General features: G+C 31.8%; 22 protein-coding genes. 15 read left to right on the top strand and 7 right to left on the bottom strand.

The annotated features are described in order from the left end of the window. Window positions 1–4 precede the first annotated feature (4 nt). Window positions 5–1,903, bottom strand: coding sequence for a transketolase (locus OWK30_RS00200; protein ID WP_423322391.1), 1,899 nt, complete (start codon window positions 1,901–1,903; stop codon window positions 5–7). A 93-nt stretch (window positions 1,904–1,996) separates the two neighbouring features. Then, window positions 1,997–3,715: a YgiQ family radical SAM protein gene (locus OWK30_RS00205; protein ID WP_423322393.1), complete on the bottom strand. Its 1,719-nt coding sequence runs from the start codon at window positions 3,713–3,715 to the stop codon at window positions 1,997–1,999. A gap of 125 nt (window positions 3,716–3,840) precedes the next feature. Here OWK30_RS00205 and pstS point away from each other — a divergent pair, with 125 nt between their 5' ends. The 4 genes from pstS to pstB all read left to right on the top strand — a co-directional run bounded on the left by pstS (window position 3,841) and on the right by pstB (window position 7,559). Further along, window positions 3,841–4,851: a phosphate ABC transporter substrate-binding protein PstS gene (pstS, locus tag OWK30_RS00210; protein ID WP_423322395.1), complete on the top strand. Its 1,011-nt coding sequence runs from the start codon at window positions 3,841–3,843 to the stop codon at window positions 4,849–4,851. Window positions 4,852–5,039: 188 nt separating this feature from the next. Next, entirely contained in the window at window positions 5,040–5,966 is a 927-nt protein-coding gene (gene pstC, locus OWK30_RS00215; protein WP_423322397.1) for a phosphate ABC transporter permease subunit PstC, read from the top strand. Further along, window positions 5,956–6,804, top strand: coding sequence for a phosphate ABC transporter permease PstA (gene pstA / locus OWK30_RS00220; RefSeq protein WP_423322399.1), 849 nt, complete (start codon window positions 5,956–5,958; stop codon window positions 6,802–6,804). The genes pstC and pstA overlap by 11 nt, the downstream gene beginning before the upstream one ends. Continuing rightward, a complete protein-coding gene (gene pstB / locus OWK30_RS00225) occupies window positions 6,801–7,559 on the top strand; it encodes a phosphate ABC transporter ATP-binding protein PstB (RefSeq protein ID WP_423322401.1) in 759 nt (252 codons plus the stop codon). The genes pstA and pstB overlap by 4 nt, the downstream gene beginning before the upstream one ends. A gap of 46 nt (window positions 7,560–7,605) precedes the next feature. On the opposite strand, the gene OWK30_RS00230 is transcribed toward pstB, so the two are convergent. Beyond that, on the bottom strand, window positions 7,606–8,343 hold the full coding sequence (locus OWK30_RS00230; protein ID WP_423322403.1) for a cytochrome c biogenesis CcdA family protein: 738 nt from the start codon (window positions 8,341–8,343) through the stop codon (window positions 7,606–7,608). Window positions 8,344–8,413: 70 nt separating this feature from the next. Here OWK30_RS00230 and OWK30_RS00235 point away from each other — a divergent pair, with 70 nt between their 5' ends. The 6 genes from OWK30_RS00235 to OWK30_RS00260 all read left to right on the top strand — a co-directional run bounded on the left by OWK30_RS00235 (window position 8,414) and on the right by OWK30_RS00260 (window position 13,202). Next, entirely contained in the window at window positions 8,414–8,818 is a 405-nt protein-coding gene (locus tag OWK30_RS00235; protein ID WP_423322405.1) for a cytochrome c maturation protein CcmE, read from the top strand. Between the two features lie 85 nt (window positions 8,819–8,903). Next, window positions 8,904–10,814, top strand: a complete 1,911-nt coding sequence (locus OWK30_RS00240; protein ID WP_423322407.1) for a heme lyase CcmF/NrfE family subunit — start codon at window positions 8,904–8,906, stop codon at window positions 10,812–10,814. 166 nt (window positions 10,815–10,980) lie between these two features. Further along, window positions 10,981–11,688: an ABC transporter ATP-binding protein gene (locus OWK30_RS00245; RefSeq protein ID WP_423322409.1), complete on the top strand. Its 708-nt coding sequence runs from the start codon at window positions 10,981–10,983 to the stop codon at window positions 11,686–11,688. Then, window positions 11,685–12,368, top strand: a complete 684-nt coding sequence (locus OWK30_RS00250; protein ID WP_423322411.1) for a heme exporter protein CcmB — start codon at window positions 11,685–11,687, stop codon at window positions 12,366–12,368. The genes OWK30_RS00245 and OWK30_RS00250 overlap by 4 nt, the downstream gene beginning before the upstream one ends. Next, window positions 12,369–13,052 carry a cytochrome c biogenesis protein CcsA gene (gene ccsA, locus OWK30_RS00255; RefSeq protein WP_423322413.1) on the top strand — a complete coding sequence of 228 codons (684 nt, stop codon included), beginning with the start codon at window positions 12,369–12,371 and terminating at the stop codon, window positions 13,050–13,052. It begins immediately after the preceding gene. 12 nt (window positions 13,053–13,064) lie between these two features. Next, the gene (locus tag OWK30_RS00260; protein WP_423322415.1) at window positions 13,065–13,202 is read left to right on the top strand and encodes a CcmD family protein; all 138 of its coding nucleotides are present in this window, start codon (window positions 13,065–13,067) and stop codon (window positions 13,200–13,202) included. Window positions 13,203–13,242: 40 nt separating this feature from the next. Here OWK30_RS00260 and OWK30_RS00265 read toward each other — a convergent pair whose 3' ends face one another. From OWK30_RS00265 to OWK30_RS00275, 3 genes are read right to left on the bottom strand one after another with little or no spacing between them, the layout of a single operon-like run. Then, window positions 13,243–14,217, bottom strand: a complete 975-nt coding sequence (locus OWK30_RS00265; RefSeq protein ID WP_423322417.1) for a class II fructose-bisphosphate aldolase — start codon at window positions 14,215–14,217, stop codon at window positions 13,243–13,245. Continuing rightward, window positions 14,207–15,214 (bottom strand): S-methyl-5-thioribose-1-phosphate isomerase, encoded by a 1,008-nt coding sequence (gene mtnA / locus OWK30_RS00270; RefSeq protein WP_423322419.1) that lies wholly within the window; start codon window positions 15,212–15,214, stop codon window positions 14,207–14,209. Before mtnA ends, OWK30_RS00265 begins: the two co-directional genes overlap by 11 nt. A 7-nt stretch (window positions 15,215–15,221) precedes the next feature. Further along, window positions 15,222–15,758 carry a flavodoxin family protein gene (locus tag OWK30_RS00275; RefSeq protein ID WP_423322421.1) on the bottom strand — a complete coding sequence of 179 codons (537 nt, stop codon included), beginning with the start codon at window positions 15,756–15,758 and terminating at the stop codon, window positions 15,222–15,224. Window positions 15,759–15,982: 224 nt separating this feature from the next. On the opposite strand from OWK30_RS00275, the gene OWK30_RS00280 reads away from it, so the two are divergent. Beyond that, a complete protein-coding gene (locus OWK30_RS00280; protein ID WP_423322423.1) occupies window positions 15,983–17,098 on the top strand; it encodes a pyridoxal phosphate-dependent aminotransferase in 1,116 nt (371 codons plus the stop codon). Between the two features lie 26 nt (window positions 17,099–17,124). Here the strand turns inward: OWK30_RS00280 and OWK30_RS00285 are convergent, their stop codons facing one another. After that, complete coding sequence (locus tag OWK30_RS00285) at window positions 17,125–18,117, bottom strand: NAD(P)H-quinone oxidoreductase (RefSeq protein ID WP_423322425.1); 993 nt, start codon at window positions 18,115–18,117, stop codon at window positions 17,125–17,127. Between the two features lie 230 nt (window positions 18,118–18,347). On the opposite strand from OWK30_RS00285, the gene OWK30_RS00290 reads away from it, so the two are divergent. The 4 genes from OWK30_RS00290 to OWK30_RS00305 all read left to right on the top strand — a co-directional run bounded on the left by OWK30_RS00290 (window position 18,348) and on the right by OWK30_RS00305 (window position 21,046). Continuing rightward, window positions 18,348–18,629, top strand: coding sequence for a hypothetical protein (locus OWK30_RS00290; RefSeq protein ID WP_423322427.1), 282 nt, complete (start codon window positions 18,348–18,350; stop codon window positions 18,627–18,629). Between the two features lie 62 nt (window positions 18,630–18,691). Then, complete coding sequence (gene phoU / locus OWK30_RS00295; protein ID WP_423322429.1) at window positions 18,692–19,360, top strand: phosphate signaling complex protein PhoU; 669 nt, start codon at window positions 18,692–18,694, stop codon at window positions 19,358–19,360. Next, complete coding sequence (locus OWK30_RS00300) at window positions 19,360–20,028, top strand: response regulator (RefSeq protein WP_423322431.1); 669 nt, start codon at window positions 19,360–19,362, stop codon at window positions 20,026–20,028. The genes phoU and OWK30_RS00300 overlap by 1 nt, the downstream gene beginning before the upstream one ends. Window positions 20,029–20,032: 4 nt before the next feature. Continuing rightward, window positions 20,033–21,046: a sensor histidine kinase gene (locus OWK30_RS00305; protein ID WP_423322433.1), complete on the top strand. Its 1,014-nt coding sequence runs from the start codon at window positions 20,033–20,035 to the stop codon at window positions 21,044–21,046. The last annotated feature ends 23 nt before the right edge of the window (window positions 21,047–21,069 follow it).

Raw genomic sequence — 21,069 nt, forward strand, 5'->3', positions numbered from 1 at the left:
CTTTCTAAAGGTAAGATCTTATATCGGCAGCGATAGTATCAGGTGATAAACCTATTAAGTCAAATATCTGATCTGGTTTTCCAGAGTAGGAATAATTTTTTACTCCAAATTTTACAAGTTTTATTCCTAGTCCTTTTGAAGCGATAAAATCTGCAATAATAGCACCTAGCCCACTGTTTACATTATGATCTTCATAAGTAAACCATACTTTTGAATCTTTGAATTTTAACAATATTTTTTCGTCAAGATGGAATGGACATGATACATTAAGAAGAGCAAGATTTATTCCATCTTTTTTTAAAATTTCTACTACCTTTAAGCCTCTTTGTAGCATTGAGCCAAAACTTAAAAGAGGAATTTCACCTTTTCTTATTATATCTATTTTACCGTATTCGAAGATATAATTTTCACCAAAAAATGGATTTCCGTTTTCGTCAGATATAATTGTAGTTTTTGATCTTCCCATAGAAATGAGAAAGTTTCCATATTTGCTTGCGGCGTATCTTACTGCCCTATCTGTTTGATTTGGATCAGCCGGTAATATTACTTTGAAACTATATAAATTTCTCATCACTCCAATATAGTCGATACACTGATGTGTTTTACCATCTTCACCTACATCTATTCCTACGTGAGTTGTTATAACTTTTAGGTTAGTATCATTTATATCGTTCAGTCTTTGTTGATTATAGGTTTCATCAATTCCAAATACACCAAAATCAGCAAAAAAAGATACCATACCATTGACACTGGCAGCACCTGCACATGTGGCTGTATGGTGTTCTTGAATTCCGGCCTCATAGAAGAATTCTTTAAATTCATTAGCTACCTTATCAGTTTTTACTGAGCCTGCAAGGTCACAATCAAACACTAAAATAGGATTTGAATCATTTTTTAGACTGTTTAAATGAACAAGGTCAATAATAGCAGCGCCAAAAGCACTTCTATTATCGGTTTTAATATCTACTCCGTATGTTTTAGGCGTTCCTAAATCTAGTTTTATTTCATATCTGGATATTTCGTGTTTTGTTTCATCAAATGAGAAATTTGCACGCATCTTTTTATACTTTTCTAAATCATTTTCAATACCAAGCTCTTTTAGAGCTTGGTCTAATTGTTCTTCTGACAAAGCTTTTCCGTGATATACCTCTTTATTTTCCATAAAAGAAACGCCTTTGCCCATTATGGTATGAGCCAAAATAAGTACGGGTCTTTCGATTTTATTTGCTTCGAGTATTGCATTTGAGATTTCTTCAAAATTATGCCCATCGATTTCCAAAACGGCCCATCCATCTGCAATATACTCATCTTTAATGTTTTGGGGCATAACATCAGTAATTTTTCCGCTTATTTGAAGTTTATTGTAGTCAACAAAAGCAATGAGATTGTTAATTCTATATTTTATTGCGAATCTTCTAGCCTCTGAAATTTGTCCTTTTTGCTGCTCTCCATCCCCCATAAAGCAGTACACATTGTAGTTATAGTTAAAATATTTTGCGGCAAGAGCCATTCCACAGGCAGCTGATAAACCTTGCCCTAGGTTACCTGTTGTCCACTCTACCCCAGGAATCATCCTTTCAATGTGTCCTTCAAAGATGCTACCTGCTAATCTAAAATAAGCTATTGCTTCGTCAATATTAAAAAAACCATTTCTACCAAGTACGGAATAGACTCCAGGGGATGTGTGGCCATGAGAAATTACAATTCTATCTCTGTCCAGTGATTTGTAATTACTAGGGGATATATTAGCCATTTTATAAACTGTAAGATACATATCTATAGATGACATTGAACCACCAGGATGCCCACTACCTGCTAGGGTGGTCATTTTTAGAATATCACCTCTGCAAAGATTTGATAGTTTCTCTAGTTCTTTGAGATCATTAATACTTAAGCTTTTCATAATTTCACCCCAGTTTTAAATTAGCTGATGTATTAACAAAGTAACCCCATATTGTCAACATACTTGTTTTTTAGTGAAGATTTGAAGTTTAATTTATGTTGAAAGGTGATTTTTTTTATGTTTTTGTTTGCCTATTAAAAGGTAATTTTTTTGTTGTGCTTTCTTTTTCAAATCTTTTTCAACATAGAGTGTTTCTCCTGTGAATGGGTTTTTTCCAGTATAATACATTATAGATGACCATGTGAGAGGTAAAGGTGTAAAAATTTGAATCTGTTCTGGAATTGTTTTTATTGTATTTATAAGCTCATTTTTAAGCTTTTTTGTTTTTACTAAAGAGCATCCAGGATGTGCAACGATAAAATAGTATGTTAAAAACTGTTTTTTCCTGAATTTTTTATTTTTTGCATAAAATTTTTTAACAAAATCTTTAAGTGTATTGTTTGAAGGTTTACCCATAAGAGTTAAAATATCGTTATCAAGATGTTCAGGAGCAATTTTTAGTTGGCCTGAAATATGATATTTGATTAGCTCATCGAGATATTTGTCGCCAAAAAGTTTATCCTTTAAAATCAGGTCATATCTAAGACCTGACTGTATAAAGACTTTTTTTATACCGTTTATTTCTCTTACTTTGCGCATTAAGGTTATTAATTTTTTGTGTGAAACAGTCATTCTGCTACAAACATTGGGGAATATACATCTTTTATTCTTACATTTGCCAAATTTTTGTTTTTTGTCACATTCGTATCCATATATATTTGAAGTAGGGCCACCCAAATCACTTATAATCCCTTTAAAGAAGGGAGTTCTTTTTAATTGTTCTACTTCTTTTATGATTGATGGTATGCTACGACTTATTACTCTTGTGCCTTGATGAATTGCAATTGCACAGAAGTTACACTCACCAAAGCAGCATCTATTTATAGTGATGGAGTTTTTTATTGTATGAATGGCTTTGACTTCACCATTTTTTTTAAGATAAGGGTGAACATCATATTCAAAATCGAGCTCATAATAAGAATCTAATTCATTTTCACTTGGTAGCCATTGGGGGGGATTGTGAATTAAAAATCTGTTGCCATATTGTTGGAATAAGCCATTTGCATTAATTGGATCTTGATTATCATAAAATAGTTTCATCATTTCAATAAGATCGTTTATATTTTTTATCACTTGTTCAAAAGAGGGTAATTTTGTAAAATTATGAGGATGTTTATTGGATAAATAGCAGATACCTCTTACATCTTTATAGTCCTCTTGTTTGTCAAATCGTTTTGCAAGCTCTAAGATCGTTTTTTCTCCCATTCCATATACTAAAATATCTGCTTTAGAATCAAGTAATATAGAACGCCTGATTTTATCATCCCAGTAATCATAGTGAGCTATTCTTCTTAAGCTTGCTTCTATACCACCGATAATAATAGGTTTTTTGGTTTTATCATACTGTTTAATAAGATTTACATACCTAATAGTTGCTCTGTCAGGCCTTTTATTATTTTTGCCACCTGGTGTGAAATCATCCGTTTTTCTTCTTTTTTTCAAAGGAGTATAATTTGCCACCATTGAATCAATACTTCCTGCAGTAACTCCCCAGAAAAGCCTTGGTAAACCAAGTCTTAATATATCATGGGGTGATTTTAAGTTTGGTTGAGAGATTATTCCCACTTTGAATCCGTTTTTAACAAGCAATTTTCCCAAAAGTGCTACTCCAATATATGGTGAGTCAATGTATGCATCACCAGTGACAAATATTATATCAAGATTTTTCCAGCCTAGTTTTTTTAGCTCTTCTTTCGTTACAGGTAAGAACATGAAGCATAAGATAATAAAACTAACAAAAAAATAAATCATATTTTACAAATTTTTTACAAAAAGTTACAATTTTTCTAACAATGAATGTTTAAATCGGTATTGACGATAAAATAAGGGGGTCAAATATGTTTAAGAAGCTGTTTTTAACTGTTTTAAGCTTTATGTTTATGGTATCTTTTGCTGTTGCAGGTGGAAAAATAATTAATGGTGCAGGAGCTACCTTTCCATATCCTGTATATAGTGCTTGGGCTTACATGTACTATAAAACAACAGGAGTTAAACTAAACTACCAATCCATAGGTTCAGGTGGTGGGGTAAGGCAAATTAAAAGTAGAACTGTAGATTTTGGCGCCAGTGATGCTCCATTGACTCCGAAAAAATTAGAGGAGTACAAGCTGTATCAGTTTCCTGCAATTATTGGTGGGGTTGTACCTATAGTAAATGTTAAAGGTGTAAAATCAGGTCAATTGAGAATTTCTAGAGAAGTTCTTGCCAATATTTTTCTTGGGAAAATCAAAAAATGGAATGCACCTGAAATCCAAAAATTGAACCCAACATTAAAATTGCCAGATACAGGTATAACTGTAGTGCACCGGTCAGATGGTTCTGGTACTACGGCTATTTTTACTAAATTTCTTTCAAGTGTTTCAAGTGAGTGGAAGGAAAGGGTTGGAGATGGTAAATCAGTAAGGTGGCCAGTTGGTATTGGAGGCAAAGGAAATGAAGGTGTGGCAAACTATGTGAAAAGAATAAAAAATTCTATAGGTTATGTTGAATTTGCCTACGCAAAAAATAATAAGTTAAGTTATGTGTTGTTGGAAAATAAAGAGGGTAACTTTGTTGAACCATCTTTTGAATCCTTTAAAGCGGCAGCTGCTTTTGCAAATTGGGATAAAAATAAGGGGTACTATCTATGGCTTGTGGATGCTCCTGGTAAAAAATCTTGGCCAATTGCTGGTGCATCTTTCATTCTTCTTGCTAAAGAAAAAAAAGAATCGAATAAAAAGGTGGTGCAATTTTACGACTGGGCATTCAAAAATGGTGATGAGGTGGCAAAAAAGCTCATATATGTACCTTTACCTGAAAATTTAAAAAATAGTATCAGAGATTATTGGAGAGAGATAGGGATTTATTAGTAATATTGAAGAGGATTTTAAAATAGATCATTGGGGGGCCAGCCCCCTCTCCTTTAATTTTATTGATGGTTTTCGGAGTATCTATAACTAACACTTGTGAAATTTTTTACAAAAATTTTACAAAAATTTTAAATTTTCTTTAAAATAATTCAATAGTTTTTTTGCTAAGTTTGATAAAAAAGGTTTGTATGGAAAACAAAAAAAATTTTTATGATAATTTTTTTAAACTAACAACTTTTTTAGGTACAATTACACTTTTTCTAATAGTTTTTGGAATATTTATATCTCTAGTTTTTGAATCAAGGCAAGCCATTGGCAATTTTGGAGTTATCAAATTTCTTACATCTACTACTTGGGATCCTGTTCGAGAAATTTTTGGTTCAGCAACAATGCTTTCAGGGACTGTAATTGTTACTTTGATAGCTCTTCTAATGGCAGTACCTGTTGCAATAGGTATTGCTATATTTCTTGTAGAACTTTGTCCTGATTTTTTAAAAGGAGCTTTTGGTACCACAATTGAAATGCTTGCTTCAATACCAAGTATTATCTACGGAATGTGGGGTTTGTTTACTGTTGCCCCAATTATGGGGAATTATATTGAACCTTTTTTGCAAAAGGTTTTTGCTCCGATACCTTTTTTAAATGTACTTTTTAGAGGTACCCCTTTAGGAATTGATATTCTTACCGCAAGTTTGGTATTGAGTATTATGCTTATACCTTTTATTGCAAGTATCACGAGGGACACACTTAATCTGACGCCGGTAGTATTAAAAGAATCAGCTTATGGTATGGGAGCTACAAAATGGGAAGTTATAAAGGATATTATGCTACCACATGCGAAGTATGGAATATATGGTAGTATTGTTATAGCAATGGGTAGAGCCTTAGGGGAAACAATGGCAGTTGCTTTTGTTCTTGGAAACAATCATAAAATTCCATCGTCTCTTTTGGATGCTGCAGCTACCATCACGGTAACACTTGCTAATGAATTCACAGAAGCTGATACAGATCTATACCTATCATCATTATTTTATCTTGCTTTAATTCTTTTTGTTCTAAGCTTCTTTATTTTAGCTATTGCAAAGTATATGCTAAGGAGAAGTAGTGCAGAATAATAATATAAAAAGAAGGAAAATAAAAAATTTTATTGCTTTATCTATTGCATTTTTGAGTGCTTTAGTAGGGTTATTTTGGTTAGTATTTATTCTTTTTGATCTTTTGAGAGAAGGGGTTCAGTATATTAGACCAGAACTTTTTTTGGAAGATCCAGCCCCACCAGGTATAGAGGGTGGTGGATTAAGGAATGCTTTTGTGGGGCAGATTTTGATTGTAATGGTGGCTGTCGTTATAGGAGTTCCTCTTGGGATTTTGGGAGGGACATATCTCGCGGAGTATGGTAGAAATAAAAGAATTGCTCATTTTATCAGTACACTTGCTGATATAATGATCAGTATTCCTGCCATTGTGGTTGGGACATTTGTTTATGCTATTATGGTGCGTCCTCTTGGGCATTTCAATGGTTGGGCTGGTGGTGTTGCCCTTGCCATAATAATGCTTCCAATTGTAGTGAGAACCACAGAAGATATGCTTAAATTAATTCCTGATGAGTTGAGAGAAGCTGCTTTTGCTCTTGGTGCTCCTTACTATAAAGTTATAATGAATGTTGTTTATAGGGGTGCTGCTACAGGTATTTTAACAGGTGTACTGCTTGCCATTGCAAGAGTGGCAGGTGAAGCGGCGCCGTTACTTTTCACATCTTTTAATAACTCTTTTTTTACAACAAACCTGAATGAACCTATGCCCTCCCTTACGGTGACTATATTTCAGTATGCTATGGGGCCATATGATGATTGGCATAAAATTGCTTGGGCTGCATCTTTTATAATTACATTTGCAATTTTAATTGTGACAATTATTGGGAGACTACTAATTAAATGGAGATATAGAAAGTGAATGATATAATCATTAGTGTAAAGAACCTAAACTTTTATTATGGAAATGTTCAAGTTTTAAAAAATATCAATATGGATATCAAAAAGAATAAAGTTACTGCCTTAATTGGTCCATCTGGTTGCGGTAAGACCACTTATTTAAGGTGTTTTAATAGAATGCATGATTTGTATCGTGCAAACAGGTATGAAGGGGAAATATTTTTTGGTGGGAGAAATATTTTGTCAAATGAAATTGATACGATAGAGTTGCGAAGTAAGATAGGGATGGTTTTTCAAAAACCAACTCCTTTTCCTATGTCAATATTTGAAAATGTAGCCTATGGTTTAAAATTGAAAGGGATAAAAAATAAAAATGAATTAAAAGATAGAGTTGAGAAGGCACTAAAAGATGCAGCTTTATGGGATGAGGTAAAAGACAGGTTAGATAGCACTGCAAGTGGCATGTCTGGTGGACAACAGCAAAGACTTTGTATTGCTAGAGCACTTGCGGTAGAACCTGAAGTTCTTTTGTTTGATGAGCCAACAAGTGCGCTTGACCCCATTGCCACATCTAGGATTGAGGAGCTAGTTCATTCATTAAAAGAGATGGTGACCATAATGATTGTAACTCACAATATGCAGCAAGCAGCAAGAGTGTCAGATTATACTGCCTTTATGTATATGGGTGAACTTATTGAATTTGATGAGACTTCAGTAATTTTTACGAATCCTAAAGAGAAAATGACAGAAGATTATATTACTGGTAGATTTGGCTAATTATCGTTACATGGTAGATATAAAATAATCTCAGTTTCAGAGTTTTTTAGAAATTAAGATTATTTAGAAAAGGAAAGATTTTTAACATAAATGTTATCATAGTTGTCATAGAGCCAGAAAGAATGAGTATACCAATAAAAACCAAAAGTACTCCTGATATCTTTTCTATGATTACGAGTAGTTTACTTGCTTTTTTCATGGCTGACAGTACAAAACCTAATGCAATAGCTGCTAATAAGAACGGTATCCATAATCCCAGAGAATAAACAAAAAGTAAAATTATCCCTTGAGTTACGGTATGTTCTTGTGAAGCTAGAGCTAGAATACCGGCTAATATGGGACCAATACATGGTGTCCATCCAAAAACGAATGCAACGCCTAGCAAAAATGCTTCAATAAAGAAGGGGTAATTTTTTTTCTGGTAATTCCATTTTTTTTGATTTAGAAGCTTTTTAATTTTGATAACACCTAAAAGATGTAAACCTAATACAATTACAACTAAGCCTGCAACTTTTTCTAAAATAGCTCTATTATTATTTATTAGTTTACCTACTGAAGTTGCACTGGCACCTAAAATCATAAAAACAATAGTAAACCCGAGTCCAAAAAATATAGCACCAATTATAGCTTTTACTCTGGGAGACATTTTTTCATTATTTGTCAAAGATTCAATGCTTTCACCTGATATGAATGACATATATCCTGGGATCAATGGTAAAACACATGGAGATAAAAAAGAAAGCACTCCTGCAATAAATGCTGTTAAAAAATTTATTTTTTCCATTTAAAAAAACCTTTTCTTTTTTAGAACATCTACTATATAAAAAAGAAAGACAAAGTCAAGAGAGGGTTATATGAAAAAAAGCTTAAAAATTATTATCCCAGGTTTAATAATATTGGCTGTAATTAGTTATCTTATCTTAACTAGCTTTAAAGATACTGGTGTTTATTACCTTGAAGTCAGTGAATTAATGAAAAACCCTTCACAGTATTATGGTAAAGGATTGAGAGTTAGTGGTCTCGTTGAGTCAGGTTCTGTAATTAAAAAGGCTATCGAAAAATATTTAGAGTTCAATTTGGTAGATGATTCTGGCGCTAAGTTAAAAGTTGTTTATAAGGGTATTGTACCTGATGCATTCAAAGAAGAAGTAGGGGTAATAGTAGAAGGAAAACTAGATAAAAATAATGTCTTTAGAGCTAAAACATTATTGGCAAAATGTCCATCTAAATATGAAGCCGAAGTAAAAGAGAAAAATTAATTTTTGATTGAACTAAATTATACTATACTAATCAAATAGGTATTTGGGCGTTTATTTAAAATTTTTGTTTATGGAGGATTAAATAATGGGTAATATTGGTTTATTAGTTGAAATTATCGCTCTTTTAAGCGGTGGTATAGCCATTTTCTTCTATCTTAACGCGATTATGAAGGATGATGAAACTAGCAGTAAAATTGGTAATATTGCATTCATATCACAAACGATATTGGCTACTTTAGCATCGATTATTCTTGTGTATGCTCTTGCAATAAGTTATTTTAAAATGGAATATGTAGCTCAGTATACTGATAGAGCTCTTCCTTTTATCTATAAGATCAGTGCCTTTTGGGCGGGGCAGGCAGGTTCACTTCTTTTCTGGGGATGGCTAATTACAATTGCTGGTTTAATTGAACTTTCCAGAAGTAAAAAATATAGTAATAAATATAGAAGTAGTATTATGCTTGTAATAACGATAACTTCGACTTTTTTCTTTTTGCTAACATCCTTTGTTTCAAATCCGTTTAAAGAACTGGATTTTATACCAGCTGATGGATTAGGAATGAACCCTTTACTACAAAACCCAGGTATGCTTTATCACCCACCAACACTTTATATAGGTTATGTAGTTTATACTTTACCTTTTGCATATGCTGTAGCATCATTAATAACAAAGGATTATTCAAGTAAATGGCTAAAATATTCAAGAATATGGAATATGATTGCCTGGATTTTTCTCACTATCGGGATTGTTTTGGGTGCTCAGTGGGCCTATGTGGAGTTAGGTTGGGGTGGATACTGGGCTTGGGATCCTGTAGAAAATGCTTCTTTTTTCCCATGGCTTATTGGTACAGCTCTTTTGCATAGTGCCATAATGTATGAAAGAGTTAATAAATTAAAACTTTGGACTTATATGCTTGCTTTAATAACATTTGAGCTTTGTATTTTTAGTACATTTTTAACAAGAAGTGGTGTAATCGATTCGGTACATAGCTTTGGTAAATCACCATTGGGAATATTTTTTATTTGGTTTATCATTCTTACATCTGTAGCATTTTTAGTACTACTTTTTATAACAAAAAAATCCTTAAAAGAGGAAGGGAACTTTTATATCCTTTCCAAGGAAGGTTTATTTTTTATAACAAACTGGATTTTTGTTGCACTAATGCTAGTGGTACTTTTTGGCACAACTCTTCCTATTATTTCTGAGATCTTTGCAAGTAGTAAAAGTAGTGTAAATATCTCATATTATAATCGAGTATCTATACCCTTTTTTATTGCGCTTCTGTTTTTAGCTGGAATTTGTCCTTTAATACCTTATAAAAAAGTATCTATTTCTGACTTAATAAAAAAGGTGTGGTTATCTGGTATTATATCCATAGTAGTGGGAGTTGTTTTATATATATTAGGTTACAACAAAATTATTCCTTTAATTCTTTTTACTGTTACAACATTCGCATTTTTTGCAATTGTCATACAAGTAGTTAAAAATATTAAAAATGCTGGATTTTCTGCTCTCATTAAGAACAGAAGATTCTATGGTTCTATGATTATTCATTTAGGGCTATGTATGATAGCCTTTGGTATTATTGGTTCAGCCTTTTACAAAGTTACAACAGATGAAGTTGTTAAAGAAAACTCTGATATTATATTCAACGAATACAGATTACATGTAAAAGATTTAAGATTTGAGCAAGTAAGAAATTACGTATCTGCTTTTGTACCCGTAAAGGTGTATAAAAATGATAAGTATCTTATAACAATGAAACCAGAGCGTAGATTTTATAAAAATAAAAAAGAACACTCTTATGCTGAAGTTGCAATATATACCACATTTTTGGGCGATTTATACCTTATTTTAGCAAGCTATGATAAAAATGAAGGGATTGTGGGAATTCAGGCGATTTATCATCCACTTGTAGTATGGATATGGATAGGATGCTTTGTTATGGTCTTTGGTGGTATATATTCACTTTCACATAGAACAGAAAAAGTATGAATGGTTTTAAAGTAGCCAACGCTATAAAAGCGTTGGCTACTTTAAATAAAATTTAAAGATAAATTATAAAAACACTCGACATTAATCGTAATTTTATAATAAGATATAAATCAGCAATTACGCTACAGAAAATAGCAACTCTAATTTTTTAGAAGGAGCTACTGATTTGGTATTGATTGAGGTTACAAATCTAGAGAAAAAATTTGGTAATAATTATGCGTTGAAAGGGGTTTCATTCAATATTGAAAAAGGTGATTTTGTTTCAATTTTTGGACCGAATGGAGCTGGTAAAACAACCCTTTTGAAAATTATTTCTACACAAATAAAACCAAGTGCAGGCAACATATTTTACAATGGAGTAGCACTCAAAGACCTTTCTGATGATTTTAGAAACTATTTTGGGGTGATATCACACCAGCCATTTCTATATGAAAATTTAACTGCATATGAAAATCTTAAATTTTACGGAGGCCTCTACAGTGTTCATAATTTAAATGATAGAATTATATCTTTACTTAAAAGTGTAGAACTTTATCAAAGAAAAGATGATTATGTGAGAAATTATTCAAGAGGGATGTTACAAAGGTTGTCCATTGCGAGAGCTTTGCTTCACGATCCTGAGATAATTCTATTAGATGAACCTTACACAGGTCTTGATCAACATGCATCTTATATTTTAACAAACATTTTAAAAGAACAGTTTGGAAAAAATAAAACGATTCTTATGATAACACACAATCTTTCAAAAGGTTACGAACTTGCTACAAAAATCTTGATTATGAAAAAAGGAAAGATCGTTTATAATGAAAATAAATCTGCAATTGAAGAGCAAGAATTTGAAGATATTTATTTATCTGTTGTGAGTGGAAAATGAAACGTTACGTTAAAACAATATTTAAGATAGTTGAGAAAGACTTAATTTTGGAACTTAAATCAAAAGAAGTTATCAATTCTATGTTAATTTTCTCCCTCCTTGTGGTTATTGTTTTCAGTTTCATTTTTGAGCCTGGTGCAGAATATAAAGATGAAATTGCTGCTGGTATTCTCTGGATGGCAATTACGTTTTCTGGAGTTTTAGGGCTAAATAAATCAATGATAAATGAAATAAATGGGGGTAACTTAAATGCCCTTTTATTGGCGCCTGTAGATAGGAGTGCTATTTTTTTTGGTAAAGTTTTTTCAAATTTTTTATTTTTAATACTTATGGAGTTAATGACTGTACCGATTTTTATGGTTTTTTACAATATAAATCTTTTTGAAAAGCAAATCATCGGTACGCTTCTTGTCTTCATTTTGGGAAGCTATGGCTTTTCTGTTTTGGGAACTCTTTTTTCCCTTATATCAGTTAAGTCGAAAACTAGGGAGTTGATGTTACCTCTCTTGTTATTACCATTATTGGTTCCAATCATTCTAGCTTCTATTCAATCTCTAAACATTTTTTATTTTAGTGGAACTTTTGAGAATGCGTTTAAGTGGTTGAAGCTTATTGGTGTTTTTGATATTGTTTTTACATGTGTAATTTACATAATATTTGACTTTGTGGTGGAGGAATAAATGAATTCCAATGAAAAAATAATTGAAAAAGTAATTGACTTTTTAACACTAGTTTTCATTTCAGTTGCTTTATATTTTACATTTATTTATGCTCCGTTGGAAAAAGTGATGGGAGCTATCCAAAAAATTTTTTACTTCCATGTAGCAAGTGCATGGATAGCTTTCTTTGCTTTTTTTATTACTTTTTTATTTTCAATAGTTGTGCTAATTAACGAGAAAAAGATTTATGATGAAATTGCCTCGTCATCTGCTGAAATTGGTATAATTTTTTGTACTATCGTTTTAATTACGGGTCCTATTTGGGCGAAGCCAGTTTGGGGGGTTTGGTGGACTTGGGATCCTAGGCTGACAACCACCCTTGTACTGTGGTTTATTTATGTGGGTTACTTAATGCTTAGAAAGTTTGTGGATGAAGATGATAAAAAGGCAAAGTTTTCAGCGGTAGTTGGTATAATAGGGTTTATTGATGTTCCTATTGTTTTTATGTCTATAAGATGGTGGAGAACAATTCATCCTAATGTCTTACAAAAAGGTGGTGGTGGGCTGCATCCTGATATGTTAAAAGCATTAATTATTTCCGTAATAGCTTTTACTCTTCTTTATTTATCTATGCTTTTCAAAAGAGTTAAAGTAGGGCTTCTTGAAGATAAAATAAAATATTTGGAAACTAAAATTAGATATTAGCAGGAGGAGTATATGAAAAATTTATGGTACCTTTTTTCAGCATATATGGTAATCTGGATTTTAATTTTTGGTTATCTACTAAAAATAAATTCAAAGGTTAAAGTATTGATTTCAAAAGTTGATTCATTAGAGTCTGAAATTAAAGGATAAACCATACGCCCCCTAAAATAGGGGGCACTGTCAAATTTTGTTATGCTTTATTGGCGCTACCTAGAACGTTTAAGTTTTTGTGTTTGTACATCCTTATAAGCTCTTCTCTAGCTGGTTTTAAATATTTTCTTGGATCAAATTCTTTAGGATGGTTCCATAAAAATTCTCTTACCTTAGCGGTGAAGGCAAGTCTTCCGTCGCTATCAATATTTATTTTGCACACAGCACTTGTTGCAGCTCTTCTTAACTGTTCTTCAGGTATACCAACAGCACCTTCTAAATTTCCCCCATATTTGTTTATCAGTTCAACGTATTCAGGAATTACGGATGATGCTCCATGTAATACTATCGGAAACCCTGGCAATCTTTTTTCAATTTCTTCAAGAATATCAAATCTAAGAGGTGGGATTGATTCACCTGGTTTTACTTTAAATTTATATGCACCATGAGAAGTTCCTATGGAAATAGCAAGGGAATCTACCCCAGTTCTTTCAACAAATTCTTCCACTTCATCGGGGTTTGTATAATGTGATTTCTCAGCTTTTACATCTTCCTCAATACCTGCAAGTACTCCAAGTTCACCTTCTACGGTTACATCAAATTGATGTGCATATTCTACAACCTTCCTAGTAATTTCAATGTTTTCTTCGAAAGGTAAATGTGATCCATCAATCATAACTGAGGAAAAACCATTATCTACACAAGCTTTACAAAGTTCGAAAGTGTCACCATGGTCTAGATGTAATGCTATAGGTATTTCATAACCAAGTTCTTTAGCATACTCAACAGCACCCATAGCCATATATCTTAGCATGGTAGCATTGGCATACTGTCTTGCACCTTTTGATACCTGTAAAATTACAGGAGATTTTGTTTCAACACACGCCTGAATAATCGCCTGTAATTGTTCGAGATTGTTAAAATTGTAAGCTGGAATTGCGTATTTACCCTCCATTGCCTTTTTGAACATTTCGCGAGTGTTTACTAAACCAAGTTCTTTGTAACTAATCCCCATTTTTGCCTCCTTCATTTATATTGTTTAGTAAATCTTTAACACTATTAAAAACACCAAATTCTGTAATAAATCCTGTTATTAAATGGCCAGGGGTGATATCAAAGGCAGGGTTAAAAACAGGAACGTTATTAGGCGATATTAATGTATCTTTAATTTTTCTGACTTCATTGCCGTTTCTCATTTCTATTTTTATCTGGTTTCCGTTTTCAAGGGTAAAATCGAAGGTGGAAAGAGGAGCAGCAATGTAAAATGGAATATCATGGTAATAAGCAAGAATAGCTAGTTGATAAGTACCTATTTTATTTGCAGTGTCTCCGTTTTTTGCAATTCGATCAGCACCTACAATAATTTTATCTATTTTACCTTGATACATCAGAAATCCTGGCATATTATCGCATATTAAAGTACAAGGGATATCTTCTTCCATCAACTCGAAAGTTGTTAATCTTGCCCCCTGTAAGTATGGTCTTGTTTCATCCACATATACATGAATGTTCAATCCCTTTTCTTTTGCAGCTCTAAAAACACCAAGAGCTGTTCCGTAACCAGCGGTAGCAAGAGCTCCAGCATTACAATGAGTAAGGATACAGTCTCCGTCATTGAGAATAGTTAAACCATTTTTACCTATCATTCTATTGTACTCTAAATCTCTTTCAAAAAGTTTTATAGCAACTTTTTCCATATAATTTATATTGCCGTCACAATACTCATAAGCACCTTTCATTTTATCAAGCGCCCAAATTAGATTGACAGCTGTTGGCCTAGTGTTTTTTAAAATCTCATAAATTTCATTTATATTTTTTCCTTCTTTTAGTCCAAGTACAACTCCAAAAGCAGCTGATACCCCTATTGCAGGTGCACCTCTAACAACCATTTCTCTGATAGCATAAGCTACATCATAAATTGATCTACATATCATGTATTCTTTTTTATGGGGGAGTAGCCTTTGATCCAAAAGTTTTAAACAGTTTTCATCCCAAATAATTGGTTCAATCATATATCACCTAAACAAACATTTTAAGATGCATTTTTAAGTCGTCTATTTTTATTTTAACCATGTCCAATGAATTAGTTTTACATCCAGGAACTATATAAGAGTAAAATTTTAGGTTAAAGCTTTCAAAAACCTTTTTTGCCCAACTTGTTATGAATGATGCATGATCTCTATTTTGAGCTCCTTGTGTGATTATAAAAAATAGTTTTGCACCGTTTTTCATTTTGCTGGTTCTATTTGCCTTTTTAAGGCAATACCATCTATCAAGAAAAAGCTTCATTTGTCCAGTAATAAAGCCGTAATAGTTTGGAGAGATAAGAATGATTAAATCAGATTTAGAAAGTGGTTCTAATACATTTTTTAAATCATCATTAATCACACAATAAGTATTTTTTTCTCTGCAGATATAGCAAGATTGACATCCTTTATAATTGAGATCACTAAGGTTTAATAGAGTTGCATCAGTATAATTTTTAAAAAGTGATTTAGCGATAAATGCAGAATTTCCATTTATTCTTGGACTACCGTTGACAATAAATATATTCATTATACACCCCCGCACAAAATATTACATTTTCAGATTATTTTTTCAACAGTTTTTAAAGTATTTAAAGAGATTGCTAAGCTTACAAATCATCATATTGTAGGTTTTTAAACAAAAGCTTATTAAAACAAAGCGTCAAAAAATGGGTAACGTCAAGAATATAAAAGTTTCTTTACAGACAAAAATTTATAAAATATAATTAAAAAATATATTTAAGGAGACTATCAATGAAAAGATTTGAAATAGACCCTTTTATAGTGATGGACATTATTAGAGAATCAAGAAAGTATAATGATACAATACATTTTGAAGTTGGTGAACCTGATCTCAGGCCTTCTCCCAAAGTAATCGATGCAATAAAGGAGAAAGCTGTTGAATCGTTTGGGTATACTGAATCTAAAGGATTGTTAACTCTTAGAGAGAAAATTGCTGAATTTTATAAGAAAAAATATAGAGTAAATATAGATCCTGAAAGAATTATAGTAACAGTAGGGACATCAGGAGCTTTTAATTTAGCATTTAATTTGCTTGTTGAAGAAAAAGAATCGATCGCCTTCAGCGATCCTACGTATCCTTGTTATAAAAATATAGCAAAAATTTTCAAAATACCTAATTTGAGTATACCTGTTGATGAGTCAACAAATTATCAAATTGTGCCTGAAATGTTAAAGAAGAAAAAAATAAAATGTTTGCTTATATCGTCTCCCGCAAATCCCACTGGTACAATTTATGATAAGAAAAGTCTCAAAAATCTGATAACTTACTGTGAGGAGAACGGTATTTATCTTATATCAGATGAAATATATCATGGGCTTGTCTATGAAAACTTTCAAGAATATTCAGCTTTACAATTTTCAGATAATGTTGTGGTTATAAACGGTTTTTCAAAGTATTTTTGCATGCCGGGAATTCGAGTAGGATGGATAATACTTCCTCAACATCTTGTAAGAAGGGGGGAGATACTTCAACAAAATATGTTTATCTCAGCTCCCACAATTAGTCAATATGCAGGAATTGCTGCTTTCGATTACGAATATCTCAATTATGTTAAGACGGTTTATGAAAAAAGGAGAGACTTTTTGTATAATGAGCTTAAAGAAATTTTTGAAATAAAGACAATTCCTCAAGGAGGGTTTTATATTTGGGTTAATTCATCAAGGTTTTCGGATGATTCATTCAGTTTATGTCGTAAAATTTTAAAAGATATTAGGGTAGCAATAACACCAGGAATAGATTTTGGAAAAAATAAAACTAATCATTATATTCGATTTGCTTTTACCAGAAAAATTGATCATATGAAAACTGGCATAGAGCGATTAAAAGAATATTTACTAAAACCTTAGAAAAGGGGGAAACCCCCTATTTATCGTTATAAATCTGCAATTTTGAGAACGATTTTGCCAAAATGCTTGTCATTTTCCATTGTTTGATGTGCTTCTTTGACATCTTCTAAATCAAAAACTTTATAGATTATTGGAACAATAGTTCTGTCGGAAAATTTTGGCATAACTCTTTCTCTAAATGCTTTAATAATTTCTGATTTTTCATTCACAGGTCTAGAACGTAAAACAGACCCGATTATTTTATGTCGTTTTACCATAACCAAACCGAGATTTATTTCAGCTTTAATTCCGCTTGTAACCCCAATAATTACAAGTCTCCCGCCATATGCTAACGATTTTATGTTAGGTTCAAGATAAGCTGCTCCTATGTGGTCCAAGATAACATCTACCCCTTTTTTGTTAGTATATTCTTTTATAATAGAGGAAAAGTCAGGGGTTTCTTTGTAGTTTATCAGTAAGTCGACTCCTAACTCTTTTACTTTTGCCATCTTTTCAGGCGCTACTGTGACTATAATTTTAACATTTGGTGTAAGAGCTTTTGTGATTTGAATAGCGGCTGTATTTACTCCCCCTCCACCACCATGGAAGATTGCATAGTTACCATCTTTTAATTCTCCTAAAAGAAAGACATTTAAAAAAGCAGTGATATAAGATTCACATATACAAGCTGCTTCTTCAAAAGTCATTGAATCTGGAATAGGGATGAGATGATCTGCATAAGCAACTGCATATTCAGCATATCCGCCACCACCAACGAGAGCCACTACCTTATCCCCTTTTTTCCAACCTTTTACATTACTTCCCAACTCCTCAATAATACCAGCAACTTCTAAACCTAAAATTTCAGATTCTCCTGGGGGAGGTGGGTATTTTCCTTCCCTTTGAACTAGGTCAGGTCTGTTAATAGAAGTAGCTGCAACTTTAATCAAAACCTGATTTTCTTTTGGTTTTGGAATATTTACGTCTACAATTTTTAAGACATCAATTCCACCAAAACCATCACAAATGACTGCTTTCATAGACATCCTCCTCATTTTTTTACAACTATATATTAATACTTTTTTGGTAGAAATCAAATTCAAACTTTACGGATGCATTTTAGGTATTTTGTATTAACCATAATGAACAGCTCAAGATATGTAGCTCTTTAAAAGAGCTAATTGATATTATAGGCAAAAATGGGGTACTCCATATTTATTCTTGTTGAATTTTAGTAATTTTTAACTAAAATGAGTTTAGGAGGTGTTTAATGGAAAAAAAAGTGTCAAAATCAAAATTTATAATTAATGTTCTAATACTTTTTGGAATTTTCTCCCTCTACACGGTTTTCTGTGCAAATATATCCATAGGACAAGCAGAAGAAAAAGCTATTTTAAAAGATAAAGAAGTTTGTGAAAACTCATTTAAAATGGATTTACTTGATGAAATTAATAATCTTGAGAAAAAGCTAAAAAGTGATGGGAAAATATCTCAATCTGAATTTGTTTTATTAAAAATGAAACTTGAAGAATGTTATAGAGAAGAATTTTAACTTTACAATTCTTTTACAATCTTTTAATATTATTTTAACATTTTTAAATTATTGGAATTATTATGAAAGCGCTAGAACAAGAATTAATAACTTTAAAAACATCTATAGCACGTATGTCTCAAACAGTTATAGAAATGTTGAATGATGATATAACTGCGCTAGTTGAAAGAAACTCTGATTTGGCCAGACAAGTTATTGAAAGAGATAACGAAGTTGACAAACTTGATGTAGAGCTAGACGAATTATGTCTTAAAGTTTTAGCACTATATGATCCCAAAGCTATAGATTTGAGATATATAGTGGCAGCTTCTAGATTGATCGTAGATCTTGAAAGGATAGGAGATCACTGTGTAGATATCGCTAAAGAGATTATAAAGATAAATGAAATCCCTCCTATAAAACCATATATTGACTTACCAAAAATGGCAGAATCAGCAGGGATAATGATTAAAGAGGCTATAAATGCGTATTTTGAAATTGATACCCAAAAAGCATTATCTGTTATCAAACGGGATGATTATATTGATAATTTACACACTCAGATATTAAGAGAATTATTAACATACATAGTTGAAGATATAAGGAAAACAAAAGGTGCTATTTCCTTGATGTTTATAACTAGAAGTATTGAAAGAATTGCAGATCATGCTACAAATCTTGCAGAAGTTGTTTATTTTATGGCCACTGGAAAAGTAATTAGGCATACTCGAATTGAAGATTCAGATGAATAATGGCTACAATATTAATAATAGAGGACGAAAATTCCCTGAGAGAACTGATTTCTTTTAATTTACAATCTGAAGGTTTTAGGACTGTAGAAGCTTCAGATGCAAATGAAGCACTTATGCTTTTGGAAGAGATAGATCCTGATTTGATTGTACTTGACATAATGTTACCTGGTTTAAAAGGTACACAGCTTTTAAATATTCTAAAAACTGCACCAAAAACAGCAACTATTCCGATAATTATAATTTCAGCTAGGGACGAAGAGGATATGATTGTCAGACACTTAGAGCTTGGTGCCAAGGATTATCTTACAAAACCTTTTAGTATAAGAGTGCTAATTACTAAAATAAAGCAGCAAGTTAGCTCTAAAGAAGAAAGATCTAATATGACAATTGAATACCAAGGAATAGTTTTGGATGAAGAAAATCACAAAACTTTTATAGAAGGAAAAGAGGTTGTATTAACTCATAAAGAATTTGAACTATTAAAATTGCTTTTAAAGCATCCAGGAAGAGTTTATACTAGGAATCAACTTCTTAGTAATATTTGGGGATTTGATTCTGATGTATATACAAGAACGGTTGATGCTCATATTTCATCTTTAAGAAAAAAGTTAGGCGAAAAAAGTTCAGTTATAAAAACAGTCCCTAAGATAGGATATAAAATAGAATAGGTTTATGGCTATCAATAAGTCCTTGCAAAGAATAATAATCAATAAAGATTTTTTGCAGAATATATTTGATGAAATCGATGATGCAATTTTAATTTTAGATAGTAATAACAATATAATTTATTCGAATCCTTATTCCAAAGCTTTTTTTAATTCTTCTCTTTTGGAAAATAACTTATTTTTGGTTTTAAAGGATTTAGATTCAATAAGTTTTTTTGATTATATAATTCACGACAATTGTGATGGAAAAATAAGGAAATTCAAGAACAGATATGTCAAAATAACAAAAAAAATGATAAGAGATTTTCTATTTATATTCATAAAAGATGTAACTCCGCACATACAGTATAAAACTTTTAAAACAGAGCTTGTTGGTAATATAGCTCACGAATTAAAAACCCCTCTGTCGTTGATTATGGGGTATGCTGAAACTTTGCTTATCAATGAAAGTATTTCTAAAGAGAAAAAGAAGAAGTTTTTGGAATTGATTTATGAATCAACAAAACGTATTGATGCATTAATTAAGGATATTATCTCGTTACACTCTTTGGAAAATCTTGAGCCGAATTTTCAAGTGGAAGATGCCACATCTTTGCAAAGAGTAGAAGAAAATCTCAAAACAATTTTTGAAAACGCAAATAAGAAACTTATTTTTAGCATTTCAAAAACATCGGTATTTATTAAAGAAGAGCATTTAATCAGTGTTCTTACAAATCTTATTGATAATGCACTAAAATATTCTGATGGAAAAAATATTTATATATCTATATCAAAATTTGATAAACAAATAATAATAAAAGTAGAAGATGAAGGTCCGATAATTCCAGAAGAAGATAGAGAGCGTATTTTTGAAAGATTTTATACTCGCTCTAAATCAAGGAACAAGCAAATAACAGGTACAGGTCTTGGATTATCTATAGTAAAACACATTGCAACTCTTTACAACGGTTCGATAACATTAACAACAAATTCGTATCACGGAAATACATTTGAAATAAAGCTTATTGAGAAAAAAAGATGAGAAATACACTTAGTATTCACTGA

This window comes from Deferribacter abyssi (genome assembly GCF_049472655.1).
In the GTDB taxonomy this organism is placed as follows: Bacteria; Chrysiogenota; Deferribacteres; order Deferribacterales; family Deferribacteraceae; genus Deferribacter; species Deferribacter abyssi.

Bases quoted from the DNA above. Each gene is read 5' to 3' on its own strand.
- OWK30_RS00200 (WP_423322391.1), bottom strand. From the start codon at position 1,903: ATGAAAAGCTTAAGTATTAATGATCTCAAAGAACTAGAGAAACTATCA.
- OWK30_RS00205 (WP_423322393.1), bottom strand. From the start codon at position 3,715: ATGTTCTTACCTGTAACGAAAGAAGAGCTAAAAAAACTAGGCTGGAAA.
- pstS (WP_423322395.1), top strand. From the start codon at position 3,841: ATGTTTAAGAAGCTGTTTTTAACTGTTTTAAGCTTTATGTTTATGGTA.
- pstC (WP_423322397.1), top strand. From the start codon at position 5,040: ATGGAAAACAAAAAAAATTTTTATGATAATTTTTTTAAACTAACAACT.
- OWK30_RS00230 (WP_423322403.1), bottom strand. From the start codon at position 8,343: ATGGAAAAAATAAATTTTTTAACAGCATTTATTGCAGGAGTGCTTTCT.
- OWK30_RS00235 (WP_423322405.1), top strand. From the start codon at position 8,414: ATGAAAAAAAGCTTAAAAATTATTATCCCAGGTTTAATAATATTGGCT.
- OWK30_RS00240 (WP_423322407.1), top strand. From the start codon at position 8,904: ATGGGTAATATTGGTTTATTAGTTGAAATTATCGCTCTTTTAAGCGGT.
- OWK30_RS00250 (WP_423322411.1), top strand. From the start codon at position 11,685: ATGAAACGTTACGTTAAAACAATATTTAAGATAGTTGAGAAAGACTTA.
- ccsA (WP_423322413.1), top strand. From the start codon at position 12,369: ATGAATTCCAATGAAAAAATAATTGAAAAAGTAATTGACTTTTTAACA.
- OWK30_RS00260 (WP_423322415.1), top strand. From the start codon at position 13,065: ATGAAAAATTTATGGTACCTTTTTTCAGCATATATGGTAATCTGGATT.
- OWK30_RS00265 (WP_423322417.1), bottom strand. From the start codon at position 14,217: ATGGGGATTAGTTACAAAGAACTTGGTTTAGTAAACACTCGCGAAATG.
- mtnA (WP_423322419.1), bottom strand. From the start codon at position 15,214: ATGATTGAACCAATTATTTGGGATGAAAACTGTTTAAAACTTTTGGAT.
- OWK30_RS00275 (WP_423322421.1), bottom strand. From the start codon at position 15,758: ATGAATATATTTATTGTCAACGGTAGTCCAAGAATAAATGGAAATTCT.
- OWK30_RS00280 (WP_423322423.1), top strand. From the start codon at position 15,983: ATGAAAAGATTTGAAATAGACCCTTTTATAGTGATGGACATTATTAGA.
- OWK30_RS00285 (WP_423322425.1), bottom strand. From the start codon at position 18,117: ATGAAAGCAGTCATTTGTGATGGTTTTGGTGGAATTGATGTCTTAAAA.
- OWK30_RS00290 (WP_423322427.1), top strand. From the start codon at position 18,348: ATGGAAAAAAAAGTGTCAAAATCAAAATTTATAATTAATGTTCTAATA.
- phoU (WP_423322429.1), top strand. From the start codon at position 18,692: ATGAAAGCGCTAGAACAAGAATTAATAACTTTAAAAACATCTATAGCA.
- OWK30_RS00300 (WP_423322431.1), top strand. From the start codon at position 19,360: ATGGCTACAATATTAATAATAGAGGACGAAAATTCCCTGAGAGAACTG.
- OWK30_RS00305 (WP_423322433.1), top strand. From the start codon at position 20,033: ATGGCTATCAATAAGTCCTTGCAAAGAATAATAATCAATAAAGATTTT.